The organism is Streptomyces yerevanensis, from assembly GCF_000716805.1.
GTDB classification, from domain to species: Bacteria; Actinomycetota; Actinomycetes; order Streptomycetales; family Streptomycetaceae; genus Streptomyces; species Streptomyces flaveus.
This window is the reverse complement of sequence record NZ_JNWJ01000008.1, coordinates 61,302-73,570: the sequence shown is the minus strand read 5'-3', so window position 1 is coordinate 73,570 and position 12,269 is coordinate 61,302. Positions and strand designations below refer to the sequence as shown.

At 70.3% G+C, this 12,269-nt stretch carries 10 protein-coding genes; 2 read left to right on the top strand and 8 right to left on the bottom strand.

The window, feature by feature from the left end; translation table 11 throughout:
• Window positions 1-16 precede the first annotated feature (16 nt).
• The 8 genes from OP79_RS10305 to mgrA all read right to left on the bottom strand — a co-directional run bounded on the left by OP79_RS10305 (window position 17) and on the right by mgrA (window position 10,443).
• Window positions 17-1,591: an AMP-binding protein gene (locus OP79_RS10305; RefSeq protein ID WP_078491703.1), complete on the bottom strand. Its 1,575-nt coding sequence runs from the start codon at window positions 1,589-1,591 to the stop codon at window positions 17-19.
• On the bottom strand, window positions 1,588-3,711 hold the full coding sequence (gene pabB, locus OP79_RS10300; protein ID WP_033319761.1) for an aminodeoxychorismate synthase component I: 2,124 nt from the start codon (window positions 3,709-3,711) through the stop codon (window positions 1,588-1,590). Before pabB ends, OP79_RS10305 begins: the two co-directional genes overlap by 4 nt.
• Before the next feature lie 28 nt (window positions 3,712-3,739).
• Window positions 3,740-4,321: a putative antibiotic biosynthesis monooxygenase gene (locus OP79_RS10295; RefSeq protein WP_033319760.1), complete on the bottom strand. Its 582-nt coding sequence runs from the start codon at window positions 4,319-4,321 to the stop codon at window positions 3,740-3,742.
• Window positions 4,322-4,557: 236 nt separating this feature from the next.
• Window positions 4,558-5,556 carry a serine/threonine-protein kinase gene (locus OP79_RS10290; protein WP_033319759.1) on the bottom strand — a complete coding sequence of 333 codons (999 nt, stop codon included), beginning with the start codon at window positions 5,554-5,556 and terminating at the stop codon, window positions 4,558-4,560.
• Window positions 5,556-6,344: an SH3 domain-containing protein gene (locus tag OP79_RS10285; protein WP_033319758.1), complete on the bottom strand. Its 789-nt coding sequence runs from the start codon at window positions 6,342-6,344 to the stop codon at window positions 5,556-5,558. Before OP79_RS10285 ends, OP79_RS10290 begins: the two co-directional genes overlap by 1 nt.
• Before the next feature lie 5 nt (window positions 6,345-6,349).
• A complete protein-coding gene (locus OP79_RS10280; RefSeq protein WP_033319757.1) occupies window positions 6,350-8,695 on the bottom strand; it encodes an FHA domain-containing protein in 2,346 nt (781 codons plus the stop codon).
• 70 nt (window positions 8,696-8,765) lie between these two features.
• A complete protein-coding gene (locus OP79_RS10275; protein ID WP_033319756.1) occupies window positions 8,766-9,176 on the bottom strand; it encodes a hypothetical protein in 411 nt (136 codons plus the stop codon).
• Between the two features lie 277 nt (window positions 9,177-9,453).
• Window positions 9,454-10,443: an L-glyceraldehyde 3-phosphate reductase gene (gene mgrA / locus OP79_RS10270; protein WP_033319755.1), complete on the bottom strand. Its 990-nt coding sequence runs from the start codon at window positions 10,441-10,443 to the stop codon at window positions 9,454-9,456.
• Window positions 10,444-10,563: 120 nt separating this feature from the next.
• On the opposite strand from mgrA, the gene OP79_RS10265 reads away from it, so the two are divergent.
• Entirely contained in the window at window positions 10,564-11,463 is a 900-nt protein-coding gene (locus OP79_RS10265; protein ID WP_033319754.1) for a LysR family transcriptional regulator, read from the top strand.
• 85 nt (window positions 11,464-11,548) lie between these two features.
• Entirely contained in the window at window positions 11,549-12,259 is a 711-nt protein-coding gene (locus OP79_RS10260; RefSeq protein WP_033319753.1) for a dienelactone hydrolase family protein, read from the top strand.
• Window positions 12,260-12,269 lie beyond the last annotated feature (10 nt).

Here is a 12,269-nt window from a genome sequence, read left to right as displayed (position 1 = left end):
GAGTCGGCGCTCATGGTCACCACGCGCCCTGGCGGACGAGGTGGCGGCGGAGTTTTCCGGTGGGGGTGCGGGGCAGCGTCGGCACGAAGCTGACACTCCGGGGGACCTTGAAGGCGGCGAGACGCTCGCGCGCCAGGGCGATGAGTTCGGCTTCGAGGCCCGCCGGTATCGGGGTGACGGGGACGACGAAGGCGCGTAACCGGTTCGCGCCGCGCCGGTCGGTGACGGCGGCGACGGCGACCTCCTTCACCGCGTGATGGGTTCGCAGTACGGCCTCCACCTCCAGCGGGGAGACGGTGATGCCGCCGACCATCTCCATGTCGTCCGCGCGGCCCAGATGCCGGATGGTGCCGTCGGGTTCGCGGCGCGCCCGGTCCCGGGTGGCCAGCCAGCCGCCGACCAGGGTGCGCTCGGTCTCCTCGGGCCGGTTCAGGTAGCCGGGCGTCAACGTCGGTCCGCGCACCCACAGTTCGCCCGATGTGCCGTCGGACACCAGTCGTCCCGCGCTGTCGCGCACCTCCACCTCGAAGCCGGGTACCGGGCGGCCGACGGTGCCCGGGTGGTTGTGCTGGAAGCTGTTGGCGCAGAAGGCGTGCCCGGCCTCGGTGGAGCCGATCTGCTCCAGCACGGGCGCGCCGAGGAGTGCCGTGATCTGTTCCCCGAGCCCGGCGGGCATGCCCTCACCGGCCGACACGGCGGCCCGTACGGAGGTGAAGCAGGTGGTGTGCCCGCCTGCCCGGTCGGCCACGAGGGCGGCGTACGCCGACGGCACGGAGTAGAGCAGGGTCACCCGGTGCCGTACGACGATCTCGTCGATGGCCGCGGGGGTCGGACGCCGGTCCACCAGTACCGCGGAGGAGCCGGAGAACAGCGGGAAGGCGAAGGTGTTGCCGAAGCCGTAGGCGAAGAACAGCTTCGACACCGACAGGGTGACGTCCTCCGGGGTGATCTTCAGCAGCCGTCGGCCGATCAGGTCGTGGTACGTCTTCGGGTCGCCGTGGCAGTGCACAACTCCCTTGGGACTGCCGGTGGTTCCGGAGGTGTACTGGATGTACAGCGGGGTGTGCGCGTCGACCGGGTGGGCCTCGGCGGCCGGCTCGGCGGTCCGGGTGAGCGCGACCAGCTGATCGGCGCCGAGGCGGGCGCGGTCCGCGAACCGGTCCTCGAGGCCGGGACCGGTCACGCACAGCGCGGCACGGGTGTCCTCGGCCATGAACTCGTGCTCGGCGGCGGTGAGTTCGGGGTTGACGAGCACCGCGACGGCTCCGAGGCGGGCGGTGGCGAGGAAGGCCGTCACCCAGGCGACGGAGTCGGGCAGCGCGATCAGTACCCGGTCGCCGGGACGCACGCCGTGGTCGGCGAGCACGGTGGCCGCGCGGGCCGCGAGGTCGTGCACCTCTCCGTGGGTCCAGGACTGGTGGCCCTGGTGGAACGCGGTACGTGCGGTCCAGTCGCGCCGTTCGGCGAGCGCGGCGAGGTGGGCGGCCAGGTTTCCGGGGGCGCCCGCGTCGGCGAAGGTCCGCGTGGCGTGCAGGGTCGTCAGACTGGTCGTGGACGGCGCGGTCGGCCGGTCTGTGTGCGTGGTCGTCATCGGGTCGGCTCCTCGGCAGCGGCGGCGGGGACAGCGGTGTGCTCCTGGTGGACGGCCCGCATCTGTGCCGCGGTCTTCAGCAGCATCTCGTCGTACTCCGCGGCCGGATCGGAGTCGAGGACGATCGCGCCGCCGGCCCCCAGGTGCATCAGGCCGTCGGCGAACACGGCGGTGCGGATGACGATGCTCAGGTCCGCGCCGCCGCCGCAGCCCAGGTAGCCGAGGGCGCCGGAGTACACGCCGCGGGCCTCGGTCTCGAGGGAGTCGATGATCTCCATGGTGCGCAACTTGGGCGCGCCGGTCATGGAGCCGCCGGGGAAGCAGGCGCGTACGCAGTCCACCGCGTCCGTGCCCTCGCGCAGCCGTCCCTCGACGGTGGAGACGAGCTGGTGGACGGTGGCGTACGTCTCGGTGGCCATGAGGCGGGAGACCCGTACCGTGCCGGTCTCGCAGACCCTGCCCAGGTCGTTGCGGAGCAGGTCGACGATCATCAGGTTCTCGGCGCGGGTCTTGGGATCCGCGGCCAGCGCGTCCCGGAGCCGGGCGTCCTCGTCGGGGGTTCCGCCGCGGGGTGCGGTGCCCTTGATGGGTTTGGCCTCGGCGATGCCGTCCGGGGTGATCCGCAGGAATCGCTCGGGGGACGAGCCGGCCACGTCGAGGTCGCCGAACCTCAGGAAGGCCGCGTAGGGCGCCGGGTTGACGCGCCGGAGCACCCGGTAGAAGTCGTACGGGTCGGGCGGCGCGGGTAACCGGGCGGCGTTGGTCAGGCAGATCTCGTAGCTGGTGCCTGCCCTGAGTTCCCGTTGGCAGGCCTCGATGTCCGCGAGGTAGGTCGCCCGGTCGCGGACCAGCCACGGTTCGGCGGCGTCGAGGTCCGGCTCGGACGTGACGGGCAGTGGCGGTTTGTCCGTGGACACGAAGGTGAGCTGGGCCATCGCGCTGTCGAGCCAGTCGGTGGCTTCGCGGGTGGCCTGCGGGGTGTCCTCGGCCAGGCAGACGGCGTAGGTGAAGCCCTCCTCGTGATCGACGGCGATCAGCCGGTCGGCGAACAGCCAGCAGGAGTCGGGGGTTTCGGCCCGGTGGCGGCCCGCCGAACCGCAGTCGGCCTTCAACTCGTAGCCGAAGTAGCCGACATAGCCGCCGGTGAAGTCGAAGGGCAGTCCCGCGCCGTCGACATGACGGGTCGCCAGCTGTCGCTTCAGGTAGTCGAAGACTGAGGAGCGGACCTTGCGCAGGGGTCGCCCGGGTCGCTCGACTTCACAGAGACCGGTGTCGACGTCGTAGCGGACGAACTCGGCAAGCGGACCCCTGCCGTCCCCGAAGAACGAGAAGCGGGACTGCCCCTCCTCGACGCGGGAGCTGTCCAGCCAGAACGCCCGCGGGGCGTCGGCGCACATCCGGGTGAAAGCGGCCTCGGCGTCCACGGCGGTGGCGATGCGGCGGGTGTGCAGCCGGTGGGCGGGACGCGGGGCGCGCCGGGGGCGGGGGATCGCCGCCGCGGCCGGGGTGACCGCTGTGTTCTTCGTACGCGGCCTGCGGTCCCGCTCCGCGGTGAGGTTGCGGAAGTTCACCAGCATGCGGTGGCCGTAGTCGGTGAGTACGGACTCGGGGTGGAACTGCACCCCCCACAGGGGTCGGGTACGGTGCCGCAGCCCCATCAGGACGCCGTCCTCGGCCCAGGCGGTGGCCTCCAGGGTCCCGGGCAGCGGCTCGCGCACGGACAGCGAGTGGTAGCGGACAGCGGTGAAGTGCTGCGGCAGCCCCTGGAACAGGTCCCGGCCGTCGTGCCGGACCGTGGAGAGGTGGCCGTGCCGGGGCTCGGGGGCGGACTCGACCAGGCCCCGCTCCCCCAGCGCGATGCCCTGATGCCCCAGGCAGACGCCCAGTACGGGGATCTCGGCCTCGGCGAGCACCTTGGCGGCGATGCCGAAGTCACGCGATGCGGCGGGGTGTCCCGGTCCCGGCGACACCACCACATTGTCGAATTCCCGCAGATCCGGAATTTCACCGACCGGGGTGTCATTGAGGATCACCACCGGCTCCTCGCCGTTGACCTCGGCGATCAGCTGGAACAGGTTGTACGTGTACGAGTCGTAATTGTCGATGAGCAGGGTCTTCACCCGCCCACCTCCTTTGTCGTTCACGGGCCTATGCGGCCCGACGTTTGTGCCGTCCGCGGAGCATCGTCTGAATCGGCGGGTACAGCCATTTCTTGAAGAAACGCTGAAGCCGTGGCATGAGAATCCAGGTGACGATGGCCGTCACACACAGACACAGCAGCAGGGTGCGGAGCAACGGGTTGAGGTCGCCGATATAGGGCAGCACGAGGAGATTGAATAAGAGCACCGGCGGAAAGACCGCGCTCATATTGATCAGCCACAGCTTCCATTTCGGTGGCGGTCGCGGAGTGGCCGGCGTGGCGGCCTGGGCTTCGAACCATGCTCTGGAGCCCTGCACGCTACGGCGCCCGGTCTCCCGCGCGAGCCCTTCCGCCTGGGCCGCCCACTCGACCCGGGTGAGCGAGTTCTCCCAGGTCCGGGCCGAATCCTCGCTATCAAAGCGGTAGACCACATGCCAATCAGCCTCTCCGTCGACGAGCACGCCACCCCCGAGAAAGCCCGGCTCACGCGCACACGCGCGCAGCGCTGCCCACCCCCAGCGATGGAAGGCGGCCTCACAGCCCGGCACCACGAGATACGCCACGGTGACGGTAACGGGATTCCTGGTCACTCCTCCGGATACGGAAAGAAACCCTCGGTCGCTCAAACCTTCAACGAGGTTTTTCAAGCTGCCCGAAACGCACCCTTAAGTCACCTTTTCATGCATCTTGACAGCTTCTGCCGAAGGGTACCCCTGGGTAACTATTACGGAATTCTGACGGTCCCCTTGAGAGCGCTTGCACGGTGAGTCGGAAAATGGAAACGCTCTTTATTCTGCTTGCCAAGAACAGCGACCGCGTAAACCATTCACCGATGAAAGACCGGCAGGGCCCAGCGTGGCGGTTCGGGCGGTGGCCCTTGATTCCCCATCGGCCCGGGCCCGACCACCCGGAGATCCACCTGAGTCGGCGCATGGCCTGTCTGCGCGGTTTCACTCGCTGCCGCCCGCAGCGCGGCGACGAAAGCGCGGCAGGATTCGTACCGGTCGTCCGGGCTTTTGGCGAGAGCCTTTGCCAGTACGCCGTCGACCGAGGCGGCGATATCGGGGCGCGACTCGGCCAGGCGGGGCGGCTGGTCGAACTGATGCGCCCATAGCAGCGCCATGTCGTCGTCTCGCTGGAAGAGCGGTTTGCCGGTCAGGGTTTCGTGCATGACGCAGGCGAGGCTGTAGACATCGCAGCGTCCGTCGACGGGGCGTCCGGCGATCTGCTCGGGCGCCACATAGTCGAGCGTGCCGACGAACTGACCGACCGTCGTGAACCCGGTCAGCGACAGCGACTTCTTCGTGAGGCCGAAGTCGGTGAGGTAGGCGTGCTCGGGGTGATCGCTGTCCGTGCCCTGGGCGACCAGGATGTTGCCGGGCTTGACGTCCCGGTGGACCAGGCCGTGGTCATGCGCGGCGTCCAGCGCGGACGCCACCTGGCCGACGATCCGCGCGGCCACCGCGACCGGCAAAGGGCCCTCGCGGTCCAGCAGATGACGCAGGTCGCGACCGGAGACGTACCGCATGGCGATGTAGAGCACGCCGTCGGTCTCGCCCGCCTCGAAGATCGGCACGATGTGGGGGTGGTCGATGGCGGCGGCCACGTACGACTCGTGGGTGAAGCGTTTACGGAAGGTGTCGTTGCGGGCGAGCTCCGGGGCAAGCAGCTTGAGGGCGACGGTCCGGTCGAGGCGCAGGTCCTTGGCGCGGTACACGACGGCCATCCCACCGCGACCGATCTCACACTCGATCCGGTAACCCGCGATCCGCTTGCCGACCAGGTCGGAGTGCCGCCCCGAGTGGAGGTTCGTCTCGTGCGACATCAGGGGTCACCGTCGCTCGTCACGATGCGGGTGGGGGCGTGGCGGGTGTCTGCGACGGCTGAGGTCGGCTCCGGGTCTTCCACGACTCGGGTCGCCTCCGGATCTCCTACGACCTGCGTCGGCTCGGGGGCTCGCACGACCTGCGTCGGTTCCGGCCCGGACGCACCACCGGCGTCCCCCACCCCACGCGTCGGCTCCGCCCCGGACGCGCCACCGGGATCCACCACCCGCGTCGGCTCCAGTGCGCCGGAGGCAGGCGCTTCCGGGGCGACAGGGGCAGGCGGCGGGTCCCGTCGGTCCGCGGCCGGGGGCTCCGTTGTCGCGTACGTGCTCAGCCGTGTGCCGTCGCAGTACACCCACCGCTCGTGTTCGGCCTCGTACAGCCACACGGACTCCCCGTCGACGACGATCCCCACCCGCAGCCCCTGCGTACGCCCGCGGAACGTTCCCCCGTCGAGGCGTCCCTCCGCCAGGTCGTCGACCGCCTGGCGATAGCGGCCGAGCGCCTGCTCGAGGCGGGTGAGCAGCGGGCGTGGGTCCGCCGTGCGGGCGAGCGGCTGCGCCGCGGCGGGTGGCTCCTGGGGTACGGCGATCAGCAGGCGGCCGTCGACCCACGCCGACCAGCCGTTGGCGCAGACGATGTGGCCCCAGTCGCCGCGCCGGTCGAGGAGCCGGACCGGCAGCAGCGCGTCGAGCGGCACGGTGGGCCGGGCGGGGTCCGGGGCCTCCCAGGCCGGCAGGCCGTCGCGGGGGACGATGTGCGTGGGGTGGAAGCCGGGAGTCGTCATCGCGCCTACTTCCGCATGACCTCGGGTTCGTGCCGCCTGAGCAGCCGGGCCACCACGTATCCGAAGACCACCGACAAAGCGACGAGCATGCCCATGTTGAGCAACCACACGTCCGCCTCGTGCCGGAACAGCGGGTCGGAGGTCAGGTCGCCCGGCACGATCTGGGCGAGACCGACGGTGCCCGCCATCGCACCGAGCGCCCACCGCGACGGCACCAGCCACGCCAACTGCTCGACCCCCAGCACCCCGTCCAGCTTCAGCAACGCCCCGCAGAACACGACCTGCACGATGGCGAGGAGCACGAGCAGGGGCATCGTCACCTCCTCCTTGCGCACCGTCGCGGACACGAGGAGACCGAGCATCATCGCCGTGAACGCGAGCAGCGCGACGGCGAGCGTGACCTCGGCGAGGGGTGGCATGAGCACCCCCTCACCGCCCGGCGCGTTCAGATCGACGCCCAGCAGCGCCACCAAGGTCAGTACGACCGCCTGCAGGACCGTGATCGTGCCGAGGACGATCACCTTGGACATCAGATACGCCGATCTGGACAGTCCGACAGCACGCTCACGCTGATAGATCACCCGTTCCTTCACCAGCTCCCGTACGGCATTGGCCGCGCCCGTCAGGACTGCGCCCACGCACAGGATGAGCAGCGCGTTCATCGCGGTCTCCTGGGTGAGCCGGCTTCCGGCGAGCGCCCTGGCCATCGCGCCCATCACGAACGGCAGCGCGATCATGATGGCGAGGAAGGTCCGGTCGGCGGAGAGCGCGGCCGCGTACCGGCGTACCAGCGTGCGCGCCTGCGCGCCCCAGCTCTGCGCCTTGGGCGGCGGTCCGACGGCCTCGGCGCGGACGAGCCCCGGACGGTGCGGCTGCGCGCTGGAGTTGGTGATGTACCGCCGCTGCAACGGCGACGCCCGGTAGTCCCCCGCCCAGTCCCGGTCACGGTCCCGCTCGAAGGCCTCGAACGCCTCGGGCCACTGCTCGAAGCCGAAGAAGGCGAGGGCCTCCTGAGGCGGCCCGTAGTAGGCGATCCTGCCGCCGGGCGCGAGTACGAGCAGCCGGTCACAGACGTCGAGGCTGAGCACGCTGTGGGTGACGACGATGACGGTGCGCCCGTCGTCCGCGAGGCCGCGCAGCATGTGCATCACGGAGCGGTCCATGCCGGGGTCGAGGCCGGATGTCGGTTCGTCGAGGAAGAGCAGCGACGGCTTGGTCAGCAGTTCCAGGGCCACGCTGACGCGCTTGCGCTGGCCGCCGGAGAGGCTGTGGACGGGCTGCCCCGTACGCTCCTCCAGGCCCAGCTCGCGGATCACCTCGTCGACCCGTTCCCGCCGCTCGGCCTTGGCGGTGTCCTGCGGGAACCGCAGCTCGGCGGCGTATCCGAGGGCCCGGCGCACGGTCAGCTGGGCGTGCAGGATGTCGTCCTGCGGTACGAGGCCGATGCGCTGGCGCAGCTCGGCGTAGTCGCGGTACAGGTCGCGGCCGTCGTACAGCACCGTGCCCTTGTCGGCGGGACGCTGCCCGGTCAGCGCGTTCAGCAGCGTGGACTTGCCCGCGCCGCTGGGACCCACGACGGCGAGCAGGCACTTCTCGCCGACGGGGAAGGACACCTGGTCCAGGAGTGTCTTGCGGCCGCGGTCGACGGCGACGGTCAGATCCTGTACGTCGAGCGAGATCTCACCGGTGTCGACGTACTCCTGCAACTGGTCGCCGACCAGGCAGAACGCCGAGTGGCCGATCCCGACGATGTCGCCCTCGGAGATCAGGGCCCGCGTCACCGGCTGCCCGTTGAGGAACGTTCCGTTGTGGCTGGCGAGGTCGACGATCTCGTACGTAGCGTCCGCGTGGGCGCGCAGTTCCGCGTGCCGTCGGGAAACGGTCAGGTCGTCGACGACCAGGTCGTTGTCGCCGCTGCGGCCGATGCGGACGGCGGTGCTGGCGGGCAGCGGGCGTACGGTCGTGGGTCGCCGGAAGGTGCCGGTCGCGGCGGGCAGGGAGACGGCGGACGGGCGCTCGGCGGGCTCGGCGGCGAGCGGGGGCCTGCTGGTGAGTACGGCGCGCGGGCCGTCGGCGGCGTTGCCGAAACGCAGGACGCTGCCGGGGCCGACGTCCCACGCCTGGACGCGGCGGCCGTCGGCGTACGTACCGTTCGTGCTGTTCTCGTCCTCGAGCTTCCAGTGACCGTCTTCGGGCCGCAGCACGGCGTGGTGCCAGGACACCCGGGCGTCGTCGATGACGATGTCGCACAGTGGGTCGCGCCCCACGTGATAGGCCCGGCTCGGGCTCATCACCATGGAACCCGTCTCGGTCTCGAGGACGAGTTCGGGCGCAACAGACCGCTCTCCCATGCCTGAATTCTATCGATTCGTTCATATATGCGCCTGGGCGGAGACGGGCCGCCCGAGGCGCGGACAGGGGTCAGGCGGCCGGGACGGTCAGCAGGGGAATCGTCCGCTGCATCCGCAGCGCGTCCACCGACTCGGCCAGCAACTCGTACTCGGTGGTGTCGTCACTCGTGGCGATACGGACGAGCCGCCCGGCGGCCAACAGGTCGGCGGCCAGCTCCTGTTGGGTCAGGTCGCCGCACCAGGCGCGCAGCATGCCGGGTACGTCGGGCGTGGTGTCCGCGACCGGTGCGACCGAGTTCGGCGGGTAGTAGGGGGCCTCGGGATCCGGATCGAGCCGCTCGGCGATCCAGGAGGCCCGGTCCCGTAACCACCACATGGCCAACGCCAGGGTGGGCGCCCGATAGCTTCCCAGGGGTACGCCCACCCGGCGCCCGCCGCATATTCCGTACGCCGTGACATGGCAAAGGAACTCGTCGTGCACGATCTCTCCCCCGTTGCCCGGCCTGCCGCCGGTCCGGCCTCTCTTTCCTTGCGATGTGCTGGTCGTGCACGATGGGGTTCCTTCGGCCTGCGGCCGAGGGAGCTCAGGAGCGAGTGCTCAGGATGCAGGTCATCGCGATACGAGTGCTCAGGGTTCGAGTACTCAGAGTTTCAGTATCGTCACTCCTGACACTCTGTCACTACGCCATTTCAGCCAGTCTCTTGGCATATTCACAGCCCGCATTGGCCGAAACGTTGCGGACCTTGACGCCCACGCCTCACGGATTGATGATCGCGTCGATTCCGGCCAGCTCGTCCGGGGCGAAGTCGAGGTTACGGGTCGCTGTCACGCTGTCCTCGAGCTGCTGAGGGCTGCTCGCGCCGACGAGCGCGGAGGTGACCCGCCCGCCGCGCAGCACCCAGGCCAGCGCCATCTGGGCCAGGGTCTGACCGCGCGACTTGGCGATGCCGTCAAGGGCGCGCAACTGCTGCACGAGGTCCTCGGTGACCGTGTCGGCGCTCAGGAACGGGCTGTCGCTCGCGGCCCGCGAGTCCTCCGGGATCCCGTCGAGGTAGCGGCCGGTGAGCAGGCCCTGCTCCAGCGGCGAGAAGGCGATGGAGCCCACCTCGAGCTCGTCGAGCGCGTCCAGCAGGCCGTCCTCGGGACGCCGGTCGAGCATCGAGTAGCGCGGCTGGTGGATCAGCAACGGGGTCCCCAACTCGCCCAGGATGCGGGCGGCTTCACGCGTCTGCTCCGGCGAGTAGTTGGAGACGCCGACGTACAGCGCCTTGCCCTGGAGGACCGCCGAGTGCAGCGCACCCATCGTCTCCTCCAGGGGAGTGTCCGGGTCGGGGCGGTGCGAGTAGAAGATGTCCACGTAGTCCAGGCCCATACGGGCCAGGCTCCGGTCGAGCGAGGACAGCAGGTACTTGCGCGAGCCCCACTCCCCGTACGGGCCCGGCCACATCAGATATCCGGCCTTGGTGGAGATGACCAGCTCGTCGCGGTACGGCGCGAAGTCCGCCGTCAGCGCCTCGCCGAGGGCCGACTCCGCGGCGCCGGGCGGCGGACCGTAGTTGTTGGCCAGGTCGAAGTGGGTGACGCCCAGGTCGAAGGCGCGGCGCAGGATCTGCCGCTGGGTGTCCACCGGCCGGTCCGGGCCGAAGTTGTGCCACAGGCCGAGCGACAGCGCGGGCAGCTTCAGACCGCTGCGTCCGGTGCGCCGGTAGGGCATGTCCGTGTAGCGGTCGGGGTGTGCGGTGTACACGCGTACTCCAGAGGGCCGGGAAAGAGGGAAACGGGCAAAGACGGCTCCACTCTCGCGCGGGCACCGAGCAGTGGTCCAACAGGAGAATCGGATGGGATTCAGCGGATACGCTTCTCAATCATGGAACTGCGCCACCTTCAGCACTTTGTCGCCGTCGCCGAGGACCAGCATTTCACCCGTGCCGCGGAGCGGCTGATGGTGTCGCAGTCGGGCCTGTCCGCCTCGATCCGCGCCCTGGAACGTGAGCTGCGGGCCCCGCTGTTCGTCCGCACCACCCGCCGCGTCACGCTCACGGAGGCCGGTCGCGCCCTGCTGACCGAGGCGGAGCGGATCCTCGCCCAGGTCCGCGCGGCCCGGGACGCCGTGGCCGCGGTGCAGGGCGTGCTGCGCGGCACGCTCTCCGTGGGCACCGAGCAGTGCATCGCCGGAGTGTGTGTGGCCCCGCTCCTCGCCGCGTTCCGGCGGCGCCACCCCGATGTCGAGATCCGGCTGAGGCAGGCGGGTTCCGGCGCGCTGGCCGAAGAAGTCGCGGCCGGCCGCCTCGACCTGGCCTTCGCGGTGACGACGCGCGCCGACACCGACCAGCTCCGCTGTCTGCCGCTGGCCAGTGAGCCGATGACCGTGCTGTGTCATCCGGCGCACCGCCTGGCGGAAGGCGGCGCGGTCACACCGGAGGATCTCGGCGGCGAGGACTTCGTCGACTTCCACCCCGACTGGGGCCCCCGGCGCACCACGGACTCGGTCTTCGCGGCGGCGGGCGTGCACCGTACGGTCGCCCTCGAGGTCAACGACGTACACAGCCTTCTCGATCTGGTCCAGGAGAACCTCGGCATCGCCGTCGTACCACGCCACTTCGGCCACAAGCGCGAGGCCTCCGCCCTCGCCGCACTCCCCCTGAAGGACGTCGCCGAGACCGCGTACGAGACGGTCGCCATGCTTCCGCCGCCGGACGCGACCAGTCCGGCGGCGCGGGCGCTGATGGACCTGCTCGAAGCGGAGGCCACGACTCCGAAGACCTGAGCCCGTCCGGGCAGGGGCCGCCCGCTGTCGCTTCGTACGCCTCCTGCATGCTGGGGGCAAGATCGAGTGACAGGAGTGACGCGCCATGTCCGAGACACCCAGGTCGACCGGGGCCCCCGCCCATCAGAACGTGACCTTCCCCAGTGCTGGAACCACCGCACACGGCTATCTGGCCCTGCCCCCGTCCGGGCAGGGCCCAGGCGTGATCGTCATCCAGGAGTGGTGGGGCCTGACCGACCACATAGCGGATGTCACCGACCGGCTGGCGGCGGAGGGTTTCGTGGCGCTCGCTCCCGACCTGTACGGCGGGAACGTCGCGCACGACAGCGGCGAGGCCCTGCGCATGTTGCAGGACCTGCCGGTCTCCCGCGGCGTCGAGCTGCTCTCCGGCGCCGTCGACCACCTGCTGACGCTCGACGAGGTCACCTCGGACTCCGTCGGCTCGGTCGGCTTCTGCATGGGCGGCGGCTTCGTCCTCTACCAGGCCGCCGTCGACCCGCGCGTGCGCGCGGCGGTTCCCTTCTACGGCGTCATCCAGGGCGAGTTGCCCGACTTCTCGGGCCTCAAGGCCGAGGTCCTCGGCCACTACGGCGAACGCGACGCCGCCATCCCGGCCGACAGCCTCGACACCCTCCGCGAGACGATCCGGCGGCAGTCCGGCATCACTCCGGACCTCCGCCTCTATCCCGCCGATCACGCCTTCTTCAACGACGGCCGCCCCGAGGTCCACGACCCCGAGTCCTCGGCCCTGGCCTGGGGCAGCACCGTCGCGTTCCTGCGCACACAGCTGGGTTGAGTTCCCTCCG